Source organism: Patescibacteria group bacterium (assembly GCA_028692545.1).
Taxonomy (GTDB): domain Bacteria; phylum Patescibacteriota; class Patescibacteriia; order UBA1558; family S5-K13; genus STD2-204.
In genome coordinates, this window is sequence record JAQUXC010000015.1 from 1 (window position 1) to 24,869 (window position 24,869).

28 protein-coding genes and 2 tRNA genes are annotated in these 24,869 nt (G+C 27.8%); 6 read left to right on the forward strand and 24 right to left on the reverse strand.

Annotation, left to right across the window (positions count from 1 at the left end):
* Positions 1–244 precede the first annotated feature (244 nt).
* The gene (locus PHZ07_04850; GenBank protein MDD3284895.1) at positions 245–667 is read left to right on the forward strand and encodes an SET domain-containing protein; all 423 of its coding nucleotides are present in this window, start codon (positions 245–247) and stop codon (positions 665–667) included.
* Between the two features lie 319 nt (positions 668–986).
* On the opposite strand, the gene PHZ07_04855 is transcribed toward PHZ07_04850, so the two are convergent.
* The 3 genes from PHZ07_04855 to PHZ07_04865 form a co-directional block, all read right to left on the reverse strand.
* A complete protein-coding gene (locus tag PHZ07_04855; GenBank protein MDD3284896.1) occupies positions 987–3,944 on the reverse strand; it encodes a lamin tail domain-containing protein in 2,958 nt (985 codons plus the stop codon).
* 128 nt (positions 3,945–4,072) lie between these two features.
* Entirely contained in the window at positions 4,073–4,465 is a 393-nt protein-coding gene (gene ssb / locus PHZ07_04860) for a single-stranded DNA-binding protein (protein ID MDD3284897.1), read from the reverse strand.
* Positions 4,466–4,847: 382 nt separating this feature from the next.
* A complete protein-coding gene (locus PHZ07_04865) occupies positions 4,848–5,267 on the reverse strand; it encodes a hypothetical protein (protein ID MDD3284898.1) in 420 nt (139 codons plus the stop codon).
* Between the two features lie 115 nt (positions 5,268–5,382).
* Between PHZ07_04865 and PHZ07_04870 the strand changes: the two genes are divergently transcribed.
* Positions 5,383–5,646 carry a hypothetical protein gene (locus PHZ07_04870; GenBank protein MDD3284899.1) on the forward strand — a complete coding sequence of 88 codons (264 nt, stop codon included), beginning with the start codon at positions 5,383–5,385 and terminating at the stop codon, positions 5,644–5,646.
* Between the two features lie 62 nt (positions 5,647–5,708).
* Here the strand turns inward: PHZ07_04870 and PHZ07_04875 are convergent, their stop codons facing one another.
* From PHZ07_04875 to PHZ07_04890, 4 genes are all read right to left on the reverse strand, one after another.
* Positions 5,709–5,981: a Smr/MutS family protein gene (locus PHZ07_04875; GenBank protein MDD3284900.1), complete on the reverse strand. Its 273-nt coding sequence runs from the start codon at positions 5,979–5,981 to the stop codon at positions 5,709–5,711.
* Positions 5,974–6,507 carry a zinc ribbon domain-containing protein gene (locus tag PHZ07_04880; GenBank protein ID MDD3284901.1) on the reverse strand — a complete coding sequence of 178 codons (534 nt, stop codon included), beginning with the start codon at positions 6,505–6,507 and terminating at the stop codon, positions 5,974–5,976. The genes PHZ07_04875 and PHZ07_04880 overlap by 8 nt, the downstream gene beginning before the upstream one ends.
* Before the next feature lie 11 nt (positions 6,508–6,518).
* Entirely contained in the window at positions 6,519–7,139 is a 621-nt protein-coding gene (locus PHZ07_04885) for a hypothetical protein (GenBank protein MDD3284902.1), read from the reverse strand.
* 108 nt (positions 7,140–7,247) lie between these two features.
* Positions 7,248–7,475, reverse strand: a complete 228-nt coding sequence (locus tag PHZ07_04890) for a hypothetical protein (protein MDD3284903.1) — start codon at positions 7,473–7,475, stop codon at positions 7,248–7,250.
* Between the two features lie 132 nt (positions 7,476–7,607).
* On the opposite strand from PHZ07_04890, the gene PHZ07_04895 reads away from it, so the two are divergent.
* A complete protein-coding gene (locus PHZ07_04895; protein MDD3284904.1) occupies positions 7,608–7,766 on the forward strand; it encodes a hypothetical protein in 159 nt (52 codons plus the stop codon).
* Positions 7,767–7,847: 81 nt separating this feature from the next.
* Complete coding sequence (locus tag PHZ07_04900; GenBank protein ID MDD3284905.1) at positions 7,848–8,267, forward strand: formyltransferase family protein; 420 nt, start codon at positions 7,848–7,850, stop codon at positions 8,265–8,267.
* 63 nt (positions 8,268–8,330) lie between these two features.
* On the opposite strand, the gene gpmI is transcribed toward PHZ07_04900, so the two are convergent.
* The 4 genes from gpmI to PHZ07_04920 all read right to left on the reverse strand — a co-directional run bounded on the left by gpmI (position 8,331) and on the right by PHZ07_04920 (position 12,584).
* Positions 8,331–9,839, reverse strand: coding sequence for a 2,3-bisphosphoglycerate-independent phosphoglycerate mutase (gene gpmI, locus PHZ07_04905; protein ID MDD3284906.1), 1,509 nt, complete (start codon positions 9,837–9,839; stop codon positions 8,331–8,333).
* Between the two features lie 6 nt (positions 9,840–9,845).
* Positions 9,846–11,126, reverse strand: a complete 1,281-nt coding sequence (eno, locus tag PHZ07_04910; protein ID MDD3284907.1) for a phosphopyruvate hydratase — start codon at positions 11,124–11,126, stop codon at positions 9,846–9,848.
* Between the two features lie 160 nt (positions 11,127–11,286).
* Positions 11,287–12,123, reverse strand: a complete 837-nt coding sequence (locus PHZ07_04915; protein ID MDD3284908.1) for an NAD(P)-binding domain-containing protein — start codon at positions 12,121–12,123, stop codon at positions 11,287–11,289.
* A gap of 155 nt (positions 12,124–12,278) precedes the next feature.
* Complete coding sequence (locus PHZ07_04920) at positions 12,279–12,584, reverse strand: NUDIX domain-containing protein (protein MDD3284909.1); 306 nt, start codon at positions 12,582–12,584, stop codon at positions 12,279–12,281.
* A gap of 188 nt (positions 12,585–12,772) precedes the next feature.
* Here PHZ07_04920 and PHZ07_04925 point away from each other — a divergent pair, with 188 nt between their 5' ends.
* Positions 12,773–13,441, forward strand: a complete 669-nt coding sequence (locus PHZ07_04925; GenBank protein ID MDD3284910.1) for a hypothetical protein — start codon at positions 12,773–12,775, stop codon at positions 13,439–13,441.
* Positions 13,442–13,555: 114 nt separating this feature from the next.
* Here PHZ07_04925 and PHZ07_04930 read toward each other — a convergent pair whose 3' ends face one another.
* Both PHZ07_04930 and PHZ07_04935 read right to left on the reverse strand, forming a co-directional pair.
* Positions 13,556–14,176, reverse strand: a complete 621-nt coding sequence (locus PHZ07_04930) for a hypothetical protein (protein MDD3284911.1) — start codon at positions 14,174–14,176, stop codon at positions 13,556–13,558.
* 131 nt (positions 14,177–14,307) lie between these two features.
* Complete coding sequence (locus PHZ07_04935) at positions 14,308–14,505, reverse strand: cold shock domain-containing protein (GenBank protein MDD3284912.1); 198 nt, start codon at positions 14,503–14,505, stop codon at positions 14,308–14,310.
* Positions 14,506–14,991: 486 nt separating this feature from the next.
* Here PHZ07_04935 and PHZ07_04940 point away from each other — a divergent pair, with 486 nt between their 5' ends.
* A complete protein-coding gene (locus tag PHZ07_04940) occupies positions 14,992–15,597 on the forward strand; it encodes a nucleotidyltransferase domain-containing protein (GenBank protein MDD3284913.1) in 606 nt (201 codons plus the stop codon).
* Positions 15,598–15,691: 94 nt separating this feature from the next.
* Here the strand turns inward: PHZ07_04940 and PHZ07_04945 are convergent, their stop codons facing one another.
* The 11 genes from PHZ07_04945 to PHZ07_04995 all read right to left on the reverse strand — a co-directional run bounded on the left by PHZ07_04945 (position 15,692) and on the right by PHZ07_04995 (position 24,685).
* Positions 15,692–17,188, reverse strand: a complete 1,497-nt coding sequence (locus PHZ07_04945) for a fused MFS/spermidine synthase (protein ID MDD3284914.1) — start codon at positions 17,186–17,188, stop codon at positions 15,692–15,694.
* A 436-nt stretch (positions 17,189–17,624) separates the two neighbouring features.
* Entirely contained in the window at positions 17,625–18,431 is an 807-nt protein-coding gene (locus PHZ07_04950) for a hypothetical protein (GenBank protein ID MDD3284915.1), read from the reverse strand.
* A 356-nt stretch (positions 18,432–18,787) separates the two neighbouring features.
* On the reverse strand, positions 18,788–19,030 hold the full coding sequence (locus tag PHZ07_04955; protein MDD3284916.1) for a hypothetical protein: 243 nt from the start codon (positions 19,028–19,030) through the stop codon (positions 18,788–18,790).
* Positions 19,031–19,249: 219 nt separating this feature from the next.
* A complete protein-coding gene (locus PHZ07_04960) occupies positions 19,250–21,475 on the reverse strand; it encodes a glycosyltransferase (GenBank protein ID MDD3284917.1) in 2,226 nt (741 codons plus the stop codon).
* Positions 21,476–21,480: 5 nt separating this feature from the next.
* Complete coding sequence (locus PHZ07_04965) at positions 21,481–22,494, reverse strand: pesticidal protein Cry7Aa (protein ID MDD3284918.1); 1,014 nt, start codon at positions 22,492–22,494, stop codon at positions 21,481–21,483.
* Positions 22,495–22,680: 186 nt separating this feature from the next.
* Positions 22,681–23,460, reverse strand: a complete 780-nt coding sequence (locus PHZ07_04970; protein ID MDD3284919.1) for a hypothetical protein — start codon at positions 23,458–23,460, stop codon at positions 22,681–22,683.
* 3 nt (positions 23,461–23,463) lie between these two features.
* Positions 23,464–23,619, reverse strand: a complete 156-nt coding sequence (locus PHZ07_04975) for a hypothetical protein (GenBank protein MDD3284920.1) — start codon at positions 23,617–23,619, stop codon at positions 23,464–23,466.
* A 125-nt stretch (positions 23,620–23,744) separates the two neighbouring features.
* Positions 23,745–23,819 (reverse strand) — tRNA-His (locus PHZ07_04980).
* A gap of 114 nt (positions 23,820–23,933) precedes the next feature.
* A tRNA-Arg gene (locus tag PHZ07_04985) sits at positions 23,934–24,008 on the reverse strand.
* Positions 24,009–24,084: 76 nt separating this feature from the next.
* The gene (locus PHZ07_04990; protein ID MDD3284921.1) at positions 24,085–24,324 is read right to left on the reverse strand and encodes a hypothetical protein; all 240 of its coding nucleotides are present in this window, start codon (positions 24,322–24,324) and stop codon (positions 24,085–24,087) included.
* Between the two features lie 10 nt (positions 24,325–24,334).
* Positions 24,335–24,685 (reverse strand): hypothetical protein, encoded by a 351-nt coding sequence (locus PHZ07_04995; protein MDD3284922.1) that lies wholly within the window; start codon positions 24,683–24,685, stop codon positions 24,335–24,337.
* Between the last annotated feature and the right edge of the window lie 184 nt (positions 24,686–24,869).

Sequence of the window (24,869 nt, forward strand, 5' to 3'; positions counted from 1 at the left end):
ATTTGGAACACTCCTTATGAATGGCTAAATTATTACAATTTTAAAAGAATACATTTAACCCTTAACGGACTTACTCCTCATGAAAAGTATTTAGAAAGTGTAACCCTTGACTGTTAACTGTACATACTTTGAAATATAGTTATGAATATATATTCATAATTAATAATTTAAAAAATATTTTACAATTTATTTACTCTATTATATAATCAAGAAATTAATATGTTCAAAAAAATAAAACGATAAAATGAAAAATCAAAAGGAATTACTTTTAGAAAAATTGAAAAATACTTATTGTAGATTAAGATATTCCAAAATACATGGAGTAGGTGTTTATGCCGTAAGAGATATTCCAAAAAATACAAATCCATTCCAAAGCGTAAAAAAAGAAAAATGGTATAAGTTTAAAATGGAAGAATTAAAGAAACTAGACAAAGAAGTTTTAAAAATGATTGATGATTTCTTTGTAATAGAAAAAGATAATACTGTTTCTATACCAGAGTACGGATTGAATGGTATGGATATACAATTTTTTCCAAATAATTCCGATAAACCAAATCTTTATACAAAAGACGATAGTGAAACATTTTTAACACTAAGAAAAATTAAAAAAGGTGAGGAATTAACAGTCTCCTATGCTACTTATGATGATAAGTGGATAAAAAAATAAACATAAAAAAATTTAACTTTTTTAAAAATTTGACTTTACTTTTTATATTGATATATAATGAAGAAGATATTTTTCTACCATAAAGAAACTTTATCTAATCCGTAAAGTTAGGTAGGAATATCAATTATATTATCTTCTCTCACTAACCTGATAAAAAAATCAACTCACTATTGATTCCAAAATTAGGTCGGTGAGGGAAGATTTTTTATATACTAATGAAATACCAATACATGCCTGCCGACAGGCAGGTATAAATAGTTTAATATATACGAATATACTAATACTAATGTTATTCTAATGAATCAAATAAATTAAATTATTACTTTTTTATAAGTGAAAATAATTTATTTCTAAAGACAAATCCTAGACTTGTTATAAACCCAGAACCCAAAATCCAACTTGTTGTTCCTTTTTTCTTATTTTTACTATTTTCTAAATTGATTATTTCTTCTTTCAGATTATTTGAATATGATTGCTCCTGAGATGAAAGTACTTCTTGTTTAAATATATCAGATTGATTTCTAGGAATTAAATATAAATCATCTTCATAATTAAAAATTATTCCTTTTACAAAAATATTATCATCTTTTTTAAAATCATCTAGTTTTATTTTTGGGTTATATATTTTTATTTTTAATTCTGATGCTCCATCTGATATATAAAAACTTTTTTTATTCTTCTTTGTAATCTTGCCTTCAAAACCTGCAAAGAAATTTTTGAAACCAATATCAACTACTTGAGAAAAATCCATAGTATCAATATCAGACAATTGAAATTTACCCAGAACTTTTATATCTTCTTTTTCTTTTATGTCTATTTTTGTATAATTTTTCAAATGATTTATTTTTCCATGTACCTCTACCAAATCTCCATAAGATAAATTTGGGAAATCATTTTTGGAATAAACTGGAATACAATAATTATAATCCAATGTATTTTCAAATGGATCAAAATTACAAACAAACAATTGATTTTTATATACTTCATTTGGAAGAGCTACAACCACAGCATTTACAAAAACTTCTTTTTTATTTTCTATATATTCTATTTCAGAAAAATCATAAATTTTTTCTATATCATCGAATAATAAATCTTCTTCATCTGATTCCAAAAAATCAAAAATATTTTCACTTCCTGGAGTATTTTGTGTTGTCCAAAAATATCCTTTATTTATATTGTCATATGAATACGACTGGGCTTCAAAACTTTTTTCAAAGTTAACTTTTGAAACTATCTCATCGTGACAGTTTAAGAGCTTTAATTCTTCATTTGAATTATTTAATGATATTTTTGACTTTGATTTTTCTATAAGCAAATAATCATTTGCACCTATCGTATCGCTAAGTCTAAAAAAATAGCTACTTTTATCATTCAATTTCCAACCAGATAAATTCAAATTTTCATTGTTTGGATTATATAATTCTATAAATTCTTCATCATCAACGCCCTCTGGATTTGGAAGAATTTCACTTATTATTACTTCTTTTCCAAACACACACTCATCACTTGTAGTACTTGCATTACTTATAGTACTTTGTATACTTTCTACTTTTTCTAACACATTTATGTCAACACTTTCTTCATCTTGTAATCCCAATTCATTTATTACTATTAATTTTATTGTTCTCATTCCTTTTGTAGAAAAAGTTGTACTGAAATCTCTTTCAATACTTTTCAAAGTACTTCCAACATACCATTTATAACTGAGATTACTTGATCCTGGATCAGTAGAATTAGTTGCTGTAAATTGTACTTCCTTATCTACAAAATAATCACTATTCAATATATCAATTTTAGCAATTGGTTTTATACTATCTTCTTTTTGATTATCTTCTCCTTTTGTAAGAACTGGGGTCCAAAACCATCCATCATCAAATCTGGAAAATGAATAATTTTCTTTTGAAGATCCATAAGAAATTTCAAAAATTTTATCTCCCATGCTACTAAATAAATAAAGTTTTTCGTTTGTATTATTTAGACTTATATCTGATATTGATTTTTCTAACACAAAAAAGTTTCCTGAATCTAAAATTAAATTATCAAAATCATCACTAGAAAATTTATAAGTTTTCTGAGATTCATCTTTTATACTCCAAGAATTCAAATCAACGCTACTTCCTCCAATATTTTTTAATTCAATCCACTCGTTGTCATCACTTCCTATGGGGTTAGGCAATATTTCATTTATAATAATATTTGGTATTTCTATAATTTCTATACTTTTGGCCCATGTAGATGTAGAAACTCCATCATTTATATTTAAAATTATATTATAATTTCCTTTCTCATTATAAACATGGGGTGTATTACAAAGTGTAGAACCAGAATTGTCACCAAAATTCCAAGCAAAATTTAATAAACTATTTTCTGGATCTAATGAACTACATGCATCAAAATTTATACTTTCATTTATATTATAGTAGTCAAGTAATTCTACTACATGAACAATAGGGGATAGATTTGAATTATCTTCATTTACTATTAAAACCGTTGAACTAGAATTAAACAAAAATCCATCTGAGACAGTAAGTGTTATATTATAATCTCTAGCTTCAGAAAAATAATAAACAAATTCTTCACTTGTTGTCGTAAAATTATTTATTTGCCAAGAACATGTAAATGGATCTCCTTCTAAATCATAAGATAGTAAACAATCAAAAGTTACATCATCTCCCACATACACATTTTGCATACTCATATTTATAACAGCTGTTGGGGCATTATTTATAGGAAAAATACTTGGAAAATCACCAGGTGTTCCACCATCTACATAACACTCTCTCCAAACATTGTCTTCTATAATAATAGAATCTCTTTCTAGACTTCTGTTATTATTATTTCCACCAATAACGGATGTATAATATTGCTCTGTTATTAAATTATTACCTTGCAAAAGTGAAATAGTATTATTTGTATTATTTAAACTAAATGAGGATACAAAGATAGGGGAGGTAAAATTTGGATATGTATTTAAAAAATTTGTAGCACTTGTAGTAATTATAGAAAAACTTCCTGGAATTATCTCCGCTGATCCATTATAAGAATTGATTATATGATTTGTGCCATCATTAAACCTCCAATCATTATCTATTGATATAGTAGTTGTAGATCTATTAAATATTTCTATCCACTCATATCCAATGTCAGATCCCTGTGGATCATACATAATCTCAGAAAATATTAATGATTCTGCCTTTGAGGTATTTATAAAAACTAATGTTGTAAAAAACATTATACTAATTATTATAAAGTAAAAATTTGAATATTTTAATTTCATATATTTATTTATCCCGTTCGCAACATGCCATCATAGCGTGCGAATAATAGGATTAATTAATCAATATCTAAGGGAGCGTCCTATAGTCAGGGTCGGGAACTATAAAACGCCCCTTAAATACAAAAATATTATTCCTCCTCGTCAATTATTATTTCTTCAACTGCTGTCTCTCTGTTTTGCTCTTCTTTCTTCTTTTCTCCAAGCATTACCAATTCTTTTACTATAATTTCTGTTCTATAATTTTTTTCTCCTTTACTTCCTTCCCAAACTCTACTATGAATTCTACCTTCTGTGTAAACCTTATCTCCTTTCTTCAAATATTTTTCTACCACTTCAGCGAGCTTTCCCCAAAATACCAAATTGTGAAATTCTACACTACTCTCTGTTTTTTTTGTTTTGACATTTTTCCAAAACATATTTGTAGCTAGTCCAGATCTACAAACAGAAACTCCTGACTTCATTTTTTTTATTTGTGGGTCATTTGTAAGTCTGCCCAGCAAAATGACTTTGTTTACATCCATTTTTTTGTGATTATTTATTAATATTTCACAAAGCAATTAGTCCATTGACTTTTTAGACAACTTAATCTAAAATCACAACGAGGCTAATTTCTACCTATTCGGTAGAATGCGCTTCATAAATCGCTTTTCGCCAATTCCCTGTACCTTTATGGTGCGGGGTTTTGGTTTTATAATGACATCTTAATATTATAATATTTTGATGCAACAAGTTTTTCAACCAAAAAAAAGTCTCTTTGAAAAAAGAGATTTTTATAATATTTATAAATTTATTTATAGAAAATAAAGCAAAAAAATAATAGACGGCATATATTTTTGAGACGGCGAAAAAGGAAAGAACTGCCGAAATAAATTCAGCAGTTCTTTAATGTTTTTTGAGATGAGATTAACCAGTCTTTCGCTGCTCAACCTCAATGATCTTGATAATTTCACGCTCCCGAAGAAGCAATCCATTATGGTTGAACAAAAACTTGGGTTTGAGGTCATGATCCGGTTTATGAGAAACCAGAACAAAAACCGGGATGTCTTCAGTTTTTAAGATTCCGTGGGCAGAACAGAAAATTGCATTTAACTTTCTGTTTAGAGCATTTGCATGCTCTATCGCCTCTTCCGAATCTAAACACTGAAGCTCGTCAATAAAAAGATCAGGTTTGACGTTCCTGGTCACGGAATAAGTCAAAAGCTGACCAAGCTCCGTAACTATTTTAATAGGATCTTTGGGAACGTTGGGAATGGTGTCAAGTTGTTTTCCCATTCCGAACCTTGCGCGTGCGTCAATTCCAATGACACGCCAATCAAAACACATCGCATTTACCTCCATGTAAATTAATCTACTAACACCATACACCAATAATATATATTTGTCAATTATACAATAAAAAGGTTATAATTAAAACATAAATAAAATTTTTAGAAAATATATGGAAAAAAAATATTTAGCTACAGTATCTATAATTACTACAAATAGACACAATAACTCCCAAGAAATACAAAAAATACTTACTAATTATGGAAAAATAGTAATGGCACGACTCGGAGTAAATATACAACCAAAATGTATTTCAAACTGTACTGGTCTTATAGTACTAGCTGTACAAGGAACAAAAAAAGAAATAAATGATCTTACAAAAAATATCAATAAAATTTATGCAGTAAGTGCAAAAAATAATATTATGACAAAATAAAAATTTTTAATAAACAAAAAAAGCTTTGCTATACACAAAGTTTTTTTGTTTTTAAAAAAATATTATAAATTTACTATAATAGCCCCACTTCCACCATCATTTATTTTTGCATCTTTAAAATTATATCCTTCTTTATGTAAAAAATTTCTTACATGCTCACCCAAAACTCCCTCAAAATTTTTTGAGTGAAGTCCTTTGCCTGTTATTATCCTTACCATAGAACATCTATCATTTTCACAATTACCAAGAAATTCCAAAAGAGCAATTTCAGCTTCTACTTTTGTATATCCATGAAGATCAATTTCTCGCTCTGGACTTGTATAATATTTATTCATAATTTTTTATTAAATCAAAAATAATAGGCATGATAAACGTCAAGAAAAAAACTGCAAAAAAGAATACTACTGGTAAAAGAATAAAAATTTTCATAAGTTTTTTTATTTTTTCAACAGATGCATCATTATCTTCTAAATTAAAATCTTTCAACAATCTTGATTTCAAATTTAATTTCGTAAAACTACTATTGAATTCATTCATTAAATTTGTTTTCATGTATTTGCCTGTCTTAGGTTTCAAAAAAAATAAATACAAAAAAATCGCTGGTAATATGATAATACCAAATGCGTCAATATTAAAAAATTGCAATACCCCAATAAATATAAATGCTAAAAATATCATTCGAAAACTTTTTAATAAACTGCTCTCTAATTTTTTGGAATCACTAAAATCTTTATCAATTTCTAAATCTTCCATATTTCTTTCTGCAACAATATTTCCAAAATTACCTGGAATTTTATAACCACATTTAGGACAAATATTATCTAATTTTGACAATACTTGTCCACATCTATTACAATTCATATTTTTGAAATTTATTTATTATAATATTTTAACATCAAATTATATATCAATTTTACTTTTTCTAATTTTTCAAAATCATTCAATAATTCTTGTGCTTTTTTGAGTGTTTCTTCTATGAGATTTCTCTCCAAAGAAAATGCTTCAATTATTCTTCTATAATCATTAATTTCACATTCTGATTTATTTAGATAAGTATTTTTTATAAGTTTATTATATTCAATTATCTTATTTATATTTTCTTTATTTGGATTCTCTACATGATCTAAAAATGAAAGATAATGATTCAAGTCAAAATTTTTTACATCAAACATATCTTGGACTATTTTTATAGAAGCTATTCCAGTATAAGATTTTTCATCATTAGCTTCAAAACATATTTCTGGTAATATATATTTACTAATTTCTTCTTGGATTAAATCACAAATGAAATGGGCTTGCCAGCCACATTTAAAATCAGTATTTGCAAAATCAGAGGACAAAACATTTTCATTGTGGGTCAACTTTTTGTCAATTTTTGTAATATAGTGACTATCTGGATATATTGATCCGGAAATATACTGGCTCAAATCTTTTATTTGGTATTTATCTTTTATATCAATAGCAAATTTTATATGAGTTGCGTAAAAAGGCATATGTTTAATAATATTTTTATATATTAATATAATATATCTAGTCGGTAATATTGTAAAATAAAAGCAGGAACATGTCCTGCTTTCATAACTTAAACCAAAACTTATTAGCTAGAGTTTAAGCTTATTATTGATTATTCTATGGGCAGCCTTGAAGGCAGCATTTGCATTTCTATAACCGGAAACTTCTTCATTGACTTTTCCAGGTATAGAATAAGTAAAGGATTTGGTGGTAGTTGTTGTCCAACTAGACCAACGCCATTCTTTACTTTCCACTACGACCCTCTTTACCACAATGGTAAAACCTTTGTAAACTTGAGTACACTCACTCTTCTTCATTGTTCCTCCATAAAATAATAGTAATTAATAAAAAATTACATCTTACAAGTATAAATGTCAAGTAATAAATTTGACAAATACTCCCAAATTTCATAAGGTTTGAACAAAGAATAAATAAACATGGAGGTTATCATGGAAACAAAACCAAGAATACTGGTTTTCGCATCAGGTGGAAAAAAACCCGGTGAAGGTGGTAGCGGATTCGAAACAATGGTCTGGAATACTAAAACCATCCCAGCAATACTTGATGCTGAAATTGTCGCTGTAGTATCCAATCATGAATTTGGATGAGTTCGTACAAAAGCTGAAAAGCTTGGAATTCCATTTGAATGTTTCAAAAGACCCTACGATGCAGAGTACTATCAGGAAATAATCAATAAGTTCAATCCTAATTTTATCATGCTCTCGGGTTGGCTCAAGCCATTCTTTGGATTTCCGCCAGCAAATACTATTAATATCCATCCGGGACCACTTCCTTATACTGCAGGAAAATATGGACACAGTGTTCATGAAGCAATAATTGAGGCATATAAAACTGGCATACTTACTCAAAGTGCTGTGACAATGCACTTTGTCACTGAAGAATATGACAAAGGACCAATCATTGTTGAATATCCTGTCTTCATTAAACCCGAAGATACAGTAGAAGACATTGCAAAAAGAGTAAACGAGGTCGAGAGAGTGATTCAGTCTTACTATCTCAATCTCATAATCCATGGCAAGATCTGGCTTGGACAAAACAGAGAAGTCCACTACAATTCAGGAATTGTGATACCACAATTCCTGAATTGAATTAAAAAAATAAAGGGGTGAGTTCGATAGAGCTCACCCCTTTAATAAATATATATATAAAATTTAAATAAATGAACGCCCAGTCATCTCACTCGGAATTTCCAAATCCATAATCTTTAAAATAGTAGGAGCAATATCGCTAAGATCTCCATTGTTTCTGTTTATATTTTTGAAATCATTTGAAATCAAATAAAATGGAACAGGATTCAAGGTATGAGATGTTAATTTTTGGCCAGTTGCTTTGTCAAAAGTTTGCTCAGCATTTCCATGGTCTGCAGTTATAATAACTGTATAATTATTTTTGATAGCAACATCAACAATTTTACCAATTGCGCTATCAACACATTCTACAGCACGTACAATTGCATCAAAATTTCCAGTATGACCTACCATATCACAATTTGTAAGGTTTGTAGCTATAAAATTAAACTCATTACCATCTATTGCTTTTACGAGTTCATATGTAATTTCATTTATTTTCATTTCTGGCTTTATATCATGAGTTACTATATCACTATTACTTGGAATAAGAATTCTTGTTTCATTTTTTTCCTCTTCATATCTTTGGGCATTGAAAAAAAATGTAAGGTGAGTAAATTTTTCTGTCTCTGTAACTTTTAATTGTTTCAAACCATTTTTTGCTATAACTTCTGATAGAGTATTGTCTATTGATTCAGGTGGAAAAGCAACACGTACATCAATATTATCATCATATTGAGTCATAGCTACAAATTTCATATTATCAATTTTTTCATCTAAAAATCTCTTTGTAATCTGTTTTGCACGATCTGATCTAAAATTTGCAAATATAACTGCATCATTTGATTGAATACAACCAAGTTCACCTGTTTCTGTTTCTATATATGCTGGCTCTATAAATTCATCTGTAATATTTTTCTCATAATTTGACTCAATTGCTTCTTTTACAGATTTAAATTTTGGACCAAGAGCATGAGTCATTACTGCAAAATGTTTTTCAACCCTATCTTTGTTGTTGTCTCTATCCATTCCCCAATATCTTCCACCAATAGTTGCAATGCGTCCGATGTTTTCGGTTTTCATAAAATTTTCTAAATCTTCAATATATAACAAAGCACTTTTTGGAGGAGTATCACGTCCATCAGTATATAAATGCAAAGAAACATTTTTTACTCCGCTTGTTTTTGCACATCTAAGAAGCTCTTTTATATGATTAATATGAGAATGTACTCCACCATCTGAAATCAATCCTTTTATATGTAAAACACTATTATATTTTTTTACATGATTTATTGCCTCAACAATCGCAGGATTACTTATTAAATCTCCATTTTTTACAGCTTTATTTATTTTTACAAGATTTTGATAAATTATTCTTCCAGAACCAATTACCAAATGGTTTGCTTCCGAGGTTCCTTGCTGTCCATATGGCAAACCAATAGCTTCTCCACTTGCAAGAAGTGTAGCGAATGGATAATTTTTTTTGTAATAATCAAAGTTTGGAGTATTTGCTACTAGAACTGCATTATTTTCTTTATCTTCATTATAACCAAGCCCATCACAAATAATTAAGACTACTTTATTTTTTGTCATAAGTTTTTAGAATGGAAATTTTGAAATTTTTGATTTTCCATTTAACTCTTTTTCTATCTTCATAAGCCTATTATATTTTGCCGTCCTTTCACTTCTACATGGTGCTCCTGTTTTTATTTGTCCTGTTCCCATTGCAACTACAAAGTCAGCAATAAAAGAATCTTCTGTTTCACCACTTCTATGAGATATTACTGATGTTATATTGTTTTTTCTTGCAAGTAGAATTGTATCTATTGTTTCAGTAAGAGTTCCTATTTGATTTAATTTTATAAGAATTGAATTACAAGTTTTTTCATCAATCCCACGTTGTAATCTTTTTGGATTTGTAACAAATAAATCATCTCCCATAACCTGAACTCTGTTTTCTGTAGAATTTGTAAAATTTTGAAATCCTTTCCAATCATCTTCTGCAAAAATATCTTCAAGACTTACTATTGGATAATTTTTTATAAGATCTTTAAAAAAACCCGATAACTCATCACTATTTAATGTTTTTCCTTCTTTGTTTAAAATATATTTTCCATCTTTAAAAAATTCAGTAGCTGCTGGATCTATACAAAAAACAATATCTTCTTTTAATTTATAACCAGCATCAACTATTGCATTTGACATCAATTCAAATGGTTCATTATTTGATGAAACATTTGGCGCAAAACCACCTTCATCACCAACACTAATTGCATAATTCTTTGATTTTAGAGTTTTCTTGAGTTGTGCATATATTTCTGCGCACATTTTTACTGCTTCTTGAATATTTTTTGCTCCTATTGGAAAAATCATATATTCTTGAATATCTGTTGCCCAGTTTGCATGTTTTCCGCCATTCATTATATTCATCATAGGAATAGGCATAATATAAGTACCATCAAAATCTGGATTGAATTTTTTCAAATATTCATAAAGTGGTTTTTTCTCACTTATTGCTTGTGCACGTGCTATAGCCATTGATACAGACAAAGTTGCATTTGCTCCCAAATTTGCTTTGTTTTCGGTTCCATCAAGATTTATCATTGTCTCATCAATTTCTCTTTGATTTTCTGCATCCATTCCTACAACTATATCTCTAATTTTTGTTTCAACATTTTCTACTGCTTTTAAAACTCCCAAACCTCCAAATCTAGTTTTATCCCCATCACGAAGCTCTACTGCTTCATAGCTGCCAGTTGATGCACCAGATGGAACAGCTGAGATACCACATGATCCATCTTCCAAGGTTACAGTTGTCTCAATTGTTGGGTTTCCGCGACTGTCTAAAATTTCTATTGCTGTGATTGATTTTATTTTCATATTTTTGCTTATCCCATTATATTGGGATTATTTAATTATTTGTTAATCGACGTTATTATAACAAAGTAAACACACAATTAAAAGGGTATTAAAATTTTAATATACATAATAAAAATACAAAGGTTCATTATATAGAATACAACTAACTTTTATTAGAGAGCTAAAGATTATCGTATATTTCTTTTATAATCTCTTCATCCTTATTTGTAGATTTTAATAATTCCAAATTCTTATTTCTCACACTTTCAAGCAAATTTGCATCAAGACCAGCATCTTTTGTCATTTCTATAAAACATTCAAAATCTTTTACAAAACAATGCCCACCAGCACCACGACCACTTTTATGAAAAGCATTTAAATGTGTAATTCCTATTCTAGGATCTTGACTCATCGCTTCTTTTATAATATCAAAATCTGCATTTTTTGTTTTTTGAGCTAAATCATAAAGCATATTCATATAAATAACTTTGAAATAAAACCAATTGTTTCCACCATATTTTATAAGTTCTGCATTTTCATAACTTGTAATGAGATTGTAAGGAGCACGTGGCAATATTTCCAAAATTTCTTTTGCTGTATTATACAAAATTTCGCTTCCTATTTCAGAAATACCTATAATATTTCTATTTGGAAATTTTGCATCTATGCTGGCACTTAACTCAGTAAGAAACTCTGGAGAATGAATAATTATAATATTTTTGAACTTTTCTTGAAAAGTTCTAGTAAGTCCTACTTTTACAGTAGATTTTATTACTGCAATCTTTCCATCTCCAATCAAAGAAAATATAGATAGCAATATACTAGAATCAAAACCATCTTTTTTTTGGGGAGTAGGAACAGCGATAAAAACAATATCACAATCCTTTATTAAGTCTTTATTGTCTTTATATTCTTCATCCAATGAATATCTAACTACATCATATCCACGCGACTCAAAATCATCAGCATAATTTTTGCCAATAAATCCCTGACCAATAAATCCTATTTTTTTATTCATATTTTTTATAATCAAATATTAATAATACCAATTATAATAATACCATTTCATATAAAAAAACAAAAAAGTCCTCATAAATGAAGGACTTTTGAAAATATATTCATACAAACTATTCTTTCACACTTTTTGTACACATTAGTTCAATAGAAAAATCACTATACAAAATCTTCTGTTAATTTCAAATTATCAATATTTTCCATACTACATAAATAAGAAAAAACTTTTACTGTTTGACCATCCGTCCTTGTAAAAGACTTGCCTTTCAAAAGAATTTTTCCAGATTTCAATTTCAAACCTGTTTCTTCTATAGTATCATTGTTTTCTACTTTTCCACCTGGAAAAGTATACATATTAGGATATGCTACTTCTCTTTCTGGTCTTTTTAAAACTAAATATTTATTATTGCCTCTAATTACCGCAACAACAGATACAATATGCAACTTATTTTTTTTATCGTACATGAAATAAAAATTATTTGATAATACCCTAACAATACAATATATTATTATTCTTACAAAATTATATTTTAAATACAAAAACCAATTCACTAGGATTGATTTTTAATACATACTGTGGTATTACTCCAATATACATAGGTGGTGCCTAAAATAGGTAATAAAAACCATTTGAGTAAAATACAGGAGGAAAAATGAAAAGTTTAATAATGTCAATGTTATTAATACTCGTCGTAAGTTCATTGTTTATAATTAGTTGTAAGAACACAACCAATTTACAAAATGATTGGCAACCCAAACCTGAAGCAATTCAGGCAAAGACAACTTTTGAAACATTACCAGTATTACTTCAGGGATATTCTCTGGATAATCCATCGGTATTTACACAAATTAAAGTCGAGGCAGATTCAAGTAACTTATACCACTCCCAAAATCTAACCGTCAGATATTTGGGTACTATAATATATGAAGAAACAGATGCTGAATATGGATATGAAATCAAATACGGATATTTTGGCAATAATAATATCTTGATTATTGCATCCCTTCATAGCTACTATTCACCTTATTCAGATGAGTGGAAGTGTTTCATCAATGGTCAAGACCAAGATGAAATATTTTTAAATCAGCCTGTTTCATACATTACTGCTCCACCAAATGATGAAGAAAATCCAACTCAAGATTTCGTAAAACAATTGAGAATACCGGAAATAAGATATTCCGAAAATAGACAAGTATTAATGTTGAAGTTTAACCTATTCCAGAGCTTTCATCTAAGTCAGTGGTATGCCAGCTATTGGGCAGAATATAACTTAACATCACTGTTCCAATTTGGAGTAGATGCCTGGCATCTAGTCGAATAAATCTCGAAATACTATTAAGCCCTGCGAAAAATACAAAGCAGGGCCTAATTTTTTTAAACAAAAAAATACTCTTATTTCTAAAAGTATTTTTTGTTATACCAAGTTTTTATAATATTATTTTTTTGTCTTCTTTTCTACTTTCTTTACTGGCTTTTTTGCTACTTTCTTTTTTGTTTCAACTGCTTTTTTCTTTGTTTCTGATTTAGAGACAACAACTTTTTCTTTTGTGCTTGAAATTTTTGAGATAGATCCTGAAAAATTTTTCAAAATTGCATCTAATTTATCATTGATAATCTTGAATTGACTTTCAAATTGATTATTATCAATGCTGCCACTTTTTCTATCTCTATTTCTACTACCCTCAAAACATACCGAACAAAGTACAGGTTTATCACTACTAGGATTAAAAGGCACTTCACAACCTTCACCACATTCAGTACAAATTGTCTTGAACATTTTTCTTTCACCTCTATCTCTATCACGAGAATCGTTTCTTCCGAAATCTCTACCTCTAGATCTACTTGACCCAGAATTTGAATCTTCTTTACCTCTAAAACAATTACTACAATATACTGGCTTATCTCCAGTTGGTTTAAAAGGCACTTCACAATTTTCTCCACACTCAGCACAAATCGCTTTGTACATTTCTGGTCTACCAAAATTTCCACCCCCACGACCACCTCTAGAACCAGAGTCTCTTCTGTTAAAATTACCACCATTATTAAAAGTTCTCATAAATTTTTTTATATTTATTAATATACTTAAAGTCTATCTGCTTAAAACATAAAAAGCAATAGGCAAACATCAAAACCAAAACAAAATCCCATCTAGATAAACAGGATGGGATTTTGTTTTAAAAAATGAATTTAAGCACGTTGAACGTTAACTGCATTCATTCCTTTTGGAGATGTTTCTGTTTCAAAAGAAACAGTATCACCTTCATGTAATTCATTGTACTCAACACCAACTAAAGAATTACTATGAAAGAATAAATCTTTCTCTTGTCCTTCTATAGCTATAAAGCCGAAGCCTTTGTCAGTCAATCTTTTTATAGTACCAGTCATAAATTTTAGACTTAGTTTGTAATTCCTACCTATTTATAGGTAGGTGCAATTTAATAAAGATTTTAAAAACTCGATCACTTTTTTAGATACATTATTCATGCTTAGACACTATACCATATAAAAATGAATGTGTCCAGTTTAATTTTTTGCTTTAAAGCTAAATAAAAAATATAAACAAAAACACCCCATTTAAAAATAGAGTGTTCAAAGCTTCAAACAAATATTATTTCTGCTTTTTTTTGGCTTTTGTTTCAAGCATCAACTTCTTTGCTTCAAGTCTTTTTGCTGTTTTGTGAGAACTTGATTTTTGTTCTCTTCCGAATGCGTGTCTTCTTTTTGACATATAAGTATTTTTATGAATATCAAATGTAATATTATCTTTTTATTGATAAAAAATCAATAGCTACACAAACTTATATCTTTTGATTAATATTGACATATTATAACATATATGCTATAATAAAGAATTAACATAATGGAGGAACAATGAATAAGAAGGAAAGCATGCTAATTGTAGCTATAGAGATAGCTACGTGCATAATCAAAAAAACCAATAGGATTATGCATAAAACCTTGCTACAAAGCGGTTTTGGGGTTTTTATGAACCTTCTAGAAAAATTTGGAAATGCCAACAAAAACATTCCCAATGCACCGGAGATCCACGATATATTTATATTTGGGTCTCTTGCGACTGATGAGGAAAATCCAAAAGACATAGACATCTGTGTCGTGGATAATGGTTTTTTTTCATGGTACTTCAATGAGCATAAAGAAAGCAGAGAGGACGCTTATCATATGCTCAAAGAAAACTTAAATGAACTCTTCGGCCTGTGGTTTGGATCAGAAACAGAGGAGATAGAAAAAATGGCTAATGGCTTTGATGTAGATTTACATCTTTTGCCAGTTGATTTTTTTAAAGATCCTAAAGTTAGGAATAGATTACTATCCAAACATGATGACCCAAACTTTTACAGAAATAGTTTTTATCAGGTAATATGTCTAACACCTGGTGACTACTATCAAAAAAAAGTGGGAGTGGAATATTTCCAAGAGAGGTATGGAAAACCTCTTGAGGATTTAAAATTCTTTTAAACTATAGAGCTGGCGCGAGTCAGCTCTATACTATTTATAAAAACATAATTTACTAAACCCTATAAAACAAAAAATACTTTTAAACAACTATACATTATTTTTTAAGCACTTTATTAATATAATAATCTACTGGTGCAAAATCATCTGTCAAAACTGGGATATCAGTACTAATATTATTTTTCCATATATGCTTTAGATATTCATTTAATTTTGGATCAATACTACTAAAAACGGGTTCTTTATCAGATTTGAGTGCTATTAAAATTATATTCTGAACCATATTTCCATCCTCTGAGTCTATAACTGGAAATAAATAAACTTGTGGAAATATGCTTTTGTATGTTGCGTATTCTGCTCTTAAAAATTCTCCTTTTTCACCTTCCATTGCTGAAATAATATTTAATACAACAACTCCCTCGTCATTTAAAATATCATATTTTTTTTGTATAGCTTCTTTTGTGGTTAATTGATATGGCAAAGAATAACGTGAGCCAAAAGCATCTCCAAAAATTACGTCATATTTTTTTTGTGTTTGATTCAGATACACTCTGGCATCTTCATGATAAATATTTAACCTTGCATTATCTTTTAATCTAAAATATTTTTTTGCAAGCTCAGTAACCTTTGGATCAATTTCAACTACATCAATACTTGCATCAGAATACTCAATCAAAAAATCTTTTGGAAATGAGTACCCGGCACCACCTATCATTAAAGTGTTTCGAAAATTAGGATTGAAATGTTCTGCTAAGTGATAATATTTTGTATATTCATTTACAAGTTCGTCATCATCTACAAACATAGAAGAATGGTTTTCATTATTAATACCCATTGTTTTAACCATTTTATTTGTATTTTGATCTACTCTATCATAAATCCAAATACGATTATAAGCTGTATCAATATCTATGAATCCATTTCTTTCAAAAGATAAACAATTAGATTTATCAATTACAAACCAACTCAAAATTATAATAATAAATATAGATAATTTAATTTTGGTATTTTTTTTCATAATTAGCATTAATAAAATAATAACTAATGTTATTAATAAGATAATTAATATTTTATTTGTGCCAAACTTTGGAATCAAATAAAAACCAGATATAAATGTTCCTATAATACTCCCAGCCGTTGAAATAGAATAAAGATTACCAACAATTGATCCCGAATTATCTAAACTTTCTATTTTTAATTTAACAACATAAGGTGAAACCATTCCTAATAATACACTTACCGGAGAAAATAAAATAAAAGATGCGATAATAGAAGAGACTCTAATATCACTAAAAATAATTTGCAAATTAATGAGCAAAAAGTCTTTTATAAAAAATGTTATTCCCATAAAAATAATTGTCAAAAATATAATAAATGACAAACATTTAAAATTTGGATTTTTGTCTGCAATTTTTCCACCAAAATAATATCCTACACTAAGACTTCCTAAAATAATACCAATTAAACTAGTCCAAACAAAAATTGATGTTCCAAAATATGGACCTAGTATCCTAGAACCGACAAGTTCAAATATCATAACAACTGCACCACATACAAAAGTTACAATCTCCAAAATATATTTATTTATTTTCATATTATAAAAATAATTTATTATACTATAATAATATCATTTTTTTATAAAAACAAAAAAATGATTTCTAAAAATCATTTTTACTAGTAATTAATTATCAAGTATATAATAGATAAACCATAAAATTTTATAGTTTGGAAGAGTTGCATTGTATATAACAAGCAACCCTTCCAGATTTTAATCAATATCGATATATGTCACTATCAGAGTGCTTACTCTTTCGTGACCGCCCTCTATAATATTTTTTTGTATTTGTATTGAGATCTTTATTTATTAACCTCATTACAAATTTGATTAAAGAACGAATTATTCTCATTTTTCCTCCTTATTTTATTTATTTTCTACATAATTATAATATATTAGAATATATATATAATTTTATCAATATCAAAAACAGCCGTACTCATGTATTACACAAGTACGGCTTATTACTACAAAATTATCCAAATATAAAGATTATTGTAATGGAGCATATTACTCCAATAACAAAACCTAATATTACCTCTCTTTTTCTGTGAACTTTTTTTCCCTGACTTATTAATAGAAGAATCAACATAAAAATATCTGCCCATATTAGCACTATATTATGTTTTCCAATAATCACAAAAAAAGCAAGAAAAGCAGTTGATATTACACTAATAAGGCGCAAAGCATTTCTATACCAGTGTTCCAAGCTCATGCATCTTGGAAATAAAATATACAATATTGATGGTATTACAAGTGGCCAATTAGCCTTATTATGAAAGTTAATGAATAATAATGATGATAAAAATGTTGCGTGTCCAGAAATGATTCCACCATAAAGAGGTTCTCCACTTTTACGCACAATTTTAAAAAAAATGGATATTATAACTGGAACAATCAGACACATCAAATAAACAATACTCAGATCACTACTAATTTTATGATAAATATACATTGGATTTTGTATTGTTTTATCATAAAATATTCCCCAACCAATTATAATAGCTACTATTGTAAAACAAATAAGTTCTGTCCCAACAATACGCTTTTTTTCTACATTTTTTTGCTTATGGGCATATGAATAATTCATCGACAATATCATAGATATCGATACTGTAAGTAAAATATCATTCCATTCTCCTTTGTCGAGATTAAATAAAAACCCAAACAAAATAACCATAATAGCAATTAATAAACATGTAAGAAAAATCTTATTATTAAACATAAACTTAATAACAGAGTTAATCTCTTCTATTATTTCATTAAATATCTTATGAAACATAATTCCTCCTAAACTGATTTTTATACTACATATTATCATGTATTATAACTTTGTAAATAGACATATAAAAAAAATTAAATAATTCTTATATTTATTTAGAGTATGCTGTCATAAATGACACTAAAATTTAATAATTTTTTATTTGGATTCGATTATTGTATGACATATAAACTAATTTTTAAACAAGAAATCCTTTTAATTTTTTATTTACTAAAAATAAAAACACTTTTTAAAGGTGTTCCTTGTGGAGGATGAAGAGGATAAAATAGTAAAATTATTATAATCAATATATTAAAAAACAATATCTATATTTTTAATATTAAATTAAAAAGTATATTTTTTGCTGAAATACCTATTTAATCTTCTAATTTATTTAATTCTTCTAATTCACTCTCTAATTTTTCTATAGTTTCTCCTTCAATATCTTTCTCTGTAACTATAAGACCGAAAAAAAATCCACTTTTTTTACCTGATTGTAATAATTCTAACTTTGCCTTAGCAAAATCAATTTTATTTTCTTTCGAAGTTGCACCAACTTCCCAATTGAATTCTTTATTGTTCCTTCCTTCAATTTTTATAGGATCCTCAAAATTAACCATATTTTAAAATTAGTAATTATATTCAAATTATACCTCTAAAAATATTTTTATCAAACAAAATACTAAACCATTTACCTAAAAAATAGAATCGAATAGTAAATACATTAGGATCCTTGGATTATAGAAATATGCAAAAAATTCTCTTGACTTTTTTCTTTGAAATAAAATTCCAAAAATATTCATTATCCAAAATTTATATGTAAATAATATTTCTAACACTTATTCGCTAGTTTTAAAATCAAAAGAAAGACGTGCTAAAATATATGAAATAGTAGATTCAGCACCTTGATTTAAATTAATAAATTTTTTACCAATTCCATCATAACAACCTCCAGTTGTTCTGTCATACACAACTTGACCCAAAATATTATCTCCTAAAAACCAATTAAATGCTGTATTTGCAAATTTTCTATAAATATCTTTGTTTGTTAACATAAACATCTTATTGAAAGCCTGTACGGTGGATGCAGTATCCTCAGGCTGTTGATCAAAATAATGCCTTTTTTTATCTTTTATAAACCAACCATTTTGTCCAATAGGAATATATTTATCGTTTTTAAAAGTTTGATTTATTAAAAAATTAAAAGTTTTCTCAGCTATATCTAAATATTTTTTATCTTTTATTATACTATAACCAACAATTAATGCTTCTGATAAAACCGCGTTCGAATAAGTTAAATAGCCCTCAAACCATTCCCAGCTAAATGAATGACTACTTTCATATAAATAAACAAGCTTATCACAATTTTGTTTTAATATATCAAAAAACTTTTGATCTTTATATTCTAAAAATAGACAGTTGAGTGCTTTTACATAAAATGCTATGGAACGAGGTGAAGAAAAAGAAATATTTTTTTCAATACTTTTATTAATAATATTTTTTGCTTTTTCTTTTAAAAATAATGGTATCTGTTCAGTATTTAAAACAACAGAAAGTGCATATAATGCTCTAGCTGAGGGATCTTGTGAATCTTCTATAATATTTCTTTCCTCATCAATAATTCTTTTTTCATTAACATAATTATAAAAATAACCATCCGATTTGATTAGTCCTTCTATAAAATTTAAATATATAGCAATTAATTTTAATAAAAATTTATTTTGTGTCTTTTTATAATAAAAAGAAGTCGCTATTAAAGCTCTTGCATTGTCATCAAGCGTATATCCGGAAGACAAATCTGGTTCTGTTAATTCTGCAAACTGAATAATTCCAAAATCATCAGTTAATTTTATTATATGTTCAAACTTTATTGGTGGAAATTTTTTTTGTATATTTATTAAATCTGGCACAAACTTAGAAAAAAATTTCATATATGAATAAGCTACATTTTCCCATGTCATATGTCTAGTTCTAAAATAAGCATTTTTGCCAATTTGTAAAAACATTTTTTCTCCGCCTATTAATTCAAAAATTGCATTAGTAAAAGCTTGCGAATTTTTAAAATCGACCAATCTACCTACTTCATTTGTGATATCCTCTTTTGCCTGAGAAAAAGAAGTAGATATAACAGCTCGACCACTTCCTAAAGCATAAGACATTGTTCCTGAAACAGCTTGATTGGGATTTAAAGATGGAGAGATATAAATATCTGTAGCCTCTAACAACTTGAGAAGCTTGTCTATATCAAAATATTCATTATAAAAATGAACATTGTTTTCTAATTTAAGTTCATTAACTTTCTGCATTAAAAAATTTCTATATTTTTCCCCCTCTTGCTCTAAAATATTTGGATGAGTAATGCCTGATATAATAAATTTAACATTAGGAAATTTTTCAATAATCGGTGGCAAGGAATCAATTATATACTCAAGCCCTTTACCTGAACTTAAAAATCCAAAAGTTGACAAAACTAGTTTGCCTGAAAATCCAAAAATGGACTTGGCTTTTTTACCATCTGTATAAGGAACACTATGAATACCATGTGGTATAACTTTTATTTTTTCTGAATCTATTTTATAGTCCTTTATTAAAATTTCTTTTGATAATTTTGTCATAACTACTATACCTTTGGAATATCTATCTATCTCATAAATAACCATTTTCATTTTTTCATCTGGATTTGGGAGGACTGAATGAAAGGTAACTATTACTGGTTTTTTTATTTCCTTTAAAAAAAGAATAAGATTTGACCCATATTCTTCTCCAAAAATACCAAATTCATGTTGTATACTTATAAGCTTTATGCTTTTCAGTGAATTTAAATCTTTTGCTGTTTTTATATAATCCTCTTTATTAGACTGATTAATTTGAAAAATTACTTTGTTGGAATAATCTAAATTATGTATTTCTTTAACATTCATTGCAACAATTTTTGAATTAATAAATGGTGAAAACATTTTATCAATAGCACTTCTTAAATCATTTGTAAAAACAGCTATACCACACTGTCTAGGTGGAAAAGTAGATAAAAAAGCTATAGAAGATTTTTTTTGTACTAATTCCATTTTTTTTAATTATTTTTTAATTCTTTTAAAAGCTCTGATAAATTAATAGATTTAGCGGCAATTAATTTATCAGCTGCACCATAATAAATAAAAAGTCTTTCTTCTTCAATAAAAGCTCCGGTTGGAAAAACAACATTATTAACAACCCCATCTTTTTCCCAAATATTTTCTGGGGAAAATAACGGTTCTTTCAACCTGCCTAAAATTTTTAATGGATTTTTTAAATCAAGTAATGCTGCTGCTGCATGATAAATTTTCCCAAGCGGAGTATCTTCAACAGTGTGGTATATAATAAGCCAACCATCCTTTGTTTTTATTGGAGGACATCCACCACCTATATTCCTACTTTCAAACCAGAAAAGAGGATCCAAAACAATAGAGTCTCCTAAATTTTTAAAATGATCACGCCAATAATTATCATTTAATTCAGAAAAATTATTAAAATAAACAATTTGAATCCCTGGGAGTATACGGTGAAAAAGAGCAAATTTATTATTTATTTTTTCTGGAAATAAACAAGCATCTTTTTCAAATAATAAAACATCTCCCCCTAATCTTTCTTTAAAAAGCATTTCAAACATCACATATCTCTCTCTTATTTTTGAATCACGAAATATGTCTTCAGCCTCATCATAAGAAATTTGTGGAGATATTAAACCTTTTTTCTCAAAATTAACTAAATCCTCACTTGTAGCATATGCAATCAAAGCATTTCTACCATCATATGCTGTATAAAAAATATAATATAATCCATCTAAAAAAGTAATTCTTGGATCTTCTACTCCCATTTTTTCGTATTCAAATTCTGGAAAAATAATTGGTTTATTTAATCTTTCTATAACTTTATTATCTTTTAACTGACAATAACCTATTGAGGAAACATTAGAATTAGAAACTGCCCTATAAAACATATGTACAATTCCATCTACCAATATACACGCTGGATTCAATACGCACTTATTTTCAAACTCTAAATCAGTTTTTTCTAAGATTATACCTTCATTTTTGACGTTCAACATAAATATTTAATAAAATTATTTATAAAATACATTATTATCATTTTTACACAATTCAATATAAAAGTAAAACAAAAAACTTTTATAATTTAATTAAATAATCAAGAAACCCTTTAAATAACAGATTTTTTATTGACATCTATAAATGTCTATAGTTAAAATTTTGTAAATTAATTTTAGAATTTTTTTCTAGTCTTCTATATTATCTTTTGTGTCTTTTTCATTTTCAACTTCCTCTTTTATATAAATATCTCCTTTTTTATCTATTTTATACACATTTTTTATTTCTTTTGTGCTTATCTCAGCTTTCCAAGAATCATCCTCATTAAGCGGTCTATATGCCCAATGCTTGCTATAAACTTTTTTTCCAGTGATTGGGTTTGTATCACCTTGTTTATACATAGGCGTATCTGATTCTAAAATATAATTTTCTTCTCCCCTTTTTGCATATCTCAAATCAGGAGCGCCTTTTGCAAAAGATGGGAATGGGGTTGATTTATGACCTATGTCTAAATTACCAGCCATTTTACCCCTGGTTCCAGTAGGAGAACTTCTAACAACTCCACTATCTACAAAATCTCTATACCCATTCTCATTTATAACCCTATAAAAATTATCCTCATTAAATGTTGGATTATCTAATTTTAACCATTTTACGATTCCCCCTATAGCATCTCTACATATATTTTCTATTCCGAAATCCACATCGCTTGTTAAATTCTCTAACTCATTCAAATCTCCACCAAGGTTCAATATAGCCCCCTCCTCAGCTCTATTTGTTTTTATGTTTTCTTCTATTTCTGTATTTAAAGAATTTATTTTTTCTTTTGCAAAATCTTCAACATTTTCCGTAGAGTCGGTAGTCGATTCTTTTTCTAAAATTTCTTTTGGTTTATTATCGCCCTTGCTTTCAATGGGATCTAAAATTTCTTCACCCTTTAGATTTTGAAAAAATTCATTGTTTAACATTTTTTACTTTTTATTTAAAGAATTTAGTATAGATTTTATCTTTCTTTGTTCTAACTCATTTATATATCTATTCACGATGTCTTTTCTCTCTTTTTTTAATTTTCGTAATTTATAGATAGCGTTTTCATAAATTTTTTCTATTTCTATTTTTGAATCCATTTTATATTTACTTATGTATTTATATGATTAATAATATCACGCAAATATCAAAACAATCAAAAAAAACAACGTTTAAGCGTTATTTTTTGATGGCTCACTTTCGCTTTTAGAGCTTCAGAGGACAATGGGGTGCCCACTGGGAATCGAACCCAGATTAGCGGTACCACAAACCGCTGTGTTAACCGTTACACCATGGGCACCATAAAATTAATTTTGAATAATGAATTTAGAATTATAAATACTTAAATAATAAAATTCAGATGAATACCAAAATTAAAAATTCTAAATTCGTCATTTCGTACAAAGTGCGTTTATGGTATCCCGGCTAGGAATCGAACCTAGATCCACAGCTTAGAAGGCTGTTGTTCTATCCGTTGAACTACCAGGACATATTAAATTGTAAACAAAAAAACATAATAATTTATGTTCTATTAATATAACAGAAAGTACACAATTGTCAATGAATTAGATATTTTTCTCACCATCTAGTTTCTCTAGCTTATTTTTTAAATATTCTTCTATTTTTAAATCTCCGACAAATTTCATTTTTGGTATAAAAATTGTGCCTTCACTAGTATCTATAAAAAAATATTCCAAATCATCTTCATAATTCAACCTAGAATCATTGATTTTCTTTCCAATTTTTATTATTTCAACTAAAGTCAACTTCTCTGGAAAACAATAGCTTTCAGATTCTTTTTTCATAGAATTATATCTATTTTTTCTTACACTTAAATACTATATTTGGTTTGTTTCTATGAGAAAGCCTAGAAATAGTCCTTTCCCTAGAGATTCTGTCATAGTCTGGGTCTTTTACAACTCTACCATGAATTATCATTTCTTCTTTTAGATTTTCTTTATTAAATCTCTCATCATACAATTCTTCTAGTTTTTCAAGATCATCTTTATCATCTTCTTCATCTTCTTGTAATCCCAAAATATCTTTATTTAGATCTTCTTCAACTATATCATAACAATCTAAACACAAACCATTTACCATGATAGGTGATTCTTTACCACACTCTCTACATTTTTTATTATCACTTGAAGAAAAATTTTCTCCCATAAATAAATAAATTATAATATATTACTATTATATCAAATAATGGTAGAAAAACACTATACTGTACAGTTAACACTAATAGGTAACACTTGGTATACTTAGGGGTAACACTGTTAACTAATAAACAAATATATGCCTTTAAAACCAAGTTATCCAAAAGAAAAGCGAGTTTTATGGTATTTAGGAG

Coding starts and splice junctions, on each gene's coding strand:
- PHZ07_04895 (MDD3284904.1), top strand. CDS start 7,608: ATGGAAACAAAACCAAGAATACTGGTTTTCGCATCAGGTGGAAAAAAA.
- PHZ07_04930 (MDD3284911.1), bottom strand. CDS start 14,176: ATGAGAACTTTTAATAATGGTGGTAATTTTAACAGAAGAGACTCTGGT.
- PHZ07_04990 (MDD3284921.1), bottom strand. CDS start 24,324: ATGAAAAAAGAATCTGAAAGCTATTGTTTTCCAGAGAAGTTGACTTTA.
- PHZ07_04865 (MDD3284898.1), bottom strand. CDS start 5,267: ATGTGTTTTGATTGGCGTGTCATTGGAATTGACGCACGCGCAAGGTTC.
- PHZ07_04915 (MDD3284908.1), bottom strand. CDS start 12,123: ATGAATAAAAAAATAGGATTTATTGGTCAGGGATTTATTGGCAAAAAT.
- PHZ07_04925 (MDD3284910.1), top strand. CDS start 12,773: ATGAAAAGTTTAATAATGTCAATGTTATTAATACTCGTCGTAAGTTCA.
- PHZ07_04890 (MDD3284903.1), bottom strand. CDS start 7,475: ATGAAGAAGAGTGAGTGTACTCAAGTTTACAAAGGTTTTACCATTGTG.
- PHZ07_04945 (MDD3284914.1), bottom strand. CDS start 17,188: ATGAAAATAAATAAATATATTTTGGAGATTGTAACTTTTGTATGTGGT.
- PHZ07_04970 (MDD3284919.1), bottom strand. CDS start 23,460: ATGTTAAACAATGAATTTTTTCAAAATCTAAAGGGTGAAGAAATTTTA.
- PHZ07_04935 (MDD3284912.1), bottom strand. CDS start 14,505: ATGACTGGTACTATAAAAAGATTGACTGACAAAGGCTTCGGCTTTATA.
- PHZ07_04870 (MDD3284899.1), top strand. CDS start 5,383: ATGGAAAAAAAATATTTAGCTACAGTATCTATAATTACTACAAATAGA.
- PHZ07_04965 (MDD3284918.1), bottom strand. CDS start 22,494: ATGTTGAACGTCAAAAATGAAGGTATAATCTTAGAAAAAACTGATTTA.
- PHZ07_04995 (MDD3284922.1), bottom strand. CDS start 24,685: ATGGGAGAAAATTTTTCTTCAAGTGATAATAAAAAATGTAGAGAGTGT.
- gpmI (MDD3284906.1), bottom strand. CDS start 9,839: ATGACAAAAAATAAAGTAGTCTTAATTATTTGTGATGGGCTTGGTTAT.
- PHZ07_04885 (MDD3284902.1), bottom strand. CDS start 7,139: ATGCCTTTTTACGCAACTCATATAAAATTTGCTATTGATATAAAAGAT.
- PHZ07_04875 (MDD3284900.1), bottom strand. CDS start 5,981: ATGAATAAATATTATACAAGTCCAGAGCGAGAAATTGATCTTCATGGA.
- PHZ07_04855 (MDD3284896.1), bottom strand. CDS start 3,944: ATGAAATTAAAATATTCAAATTTTTACTTTATAATAATTAGTATAATG.
- ssb (MDD3284897.1), bottom strand. CDS start 4,465: ATGGATGTAAACAAAGTCATTTTGCTGGGCAGACTTACAAATGACCCA.
- PHZ07_04940 (MDD3284913.1), top strand. CDS start 14,992: ATGAATAAGAAGGAAAGCATGCTAATTGTAGCTATAGAGATAGCTACG.
- PHZ07_04955 (MDD3284916.1), bottom strand. CDS start 19,030: ATGGTTAATTTTGAGGATCCTATAAAAATTGAAGGAAGGAACAATAAA.
- PHZ07_04920 (MDD3284909.1), bottom strand. CDS start 12,584: ATGTACGATAAAAAAAATAAGTTGCATATTGTATCTGTTGTTGCGGTA.
- PHZ07_04960 (MDD3284917.1), bottom strand. CDS start 21,475: ATGGAATTAGTACAAAAAAAATCTTCTATAGCTTTTTTATCTACTTTT.
- PHZ07_04950 (MDD3284915.1), bottom strand. CDS start 18,431: ATGTTTCATAAGATATTTAATGAAATAATAGAAGAGATTAACTCTGTT.
- PHZ07_04880 (MDD3284901.1), bottom strand. CDS start 6,507: ATGAATTGTAATAGATGTGGACAAGTATTGTCAAAATTAGATAATATT.
- PHZ07_04975 (MDD3284920.1), bottom strand. CDS start 23,619: ATGGATTCAAAAATAGAAATAGAAAAAATTTATGAAAACGCTATCTAT.
- eno (MDD3284907.1), bottom strand. CDS start 11,126: ATGAAAATAAAATCAATCACAGCAATAGAAATTTTAGACAGTCGCGGA.
- PHZ07_04850 (MDD3284895.1), top strand. CDS start 245: ATGAAAAATCAAAAGGAATTACTTTTAGAAAAATTGAAAAATACTTAT.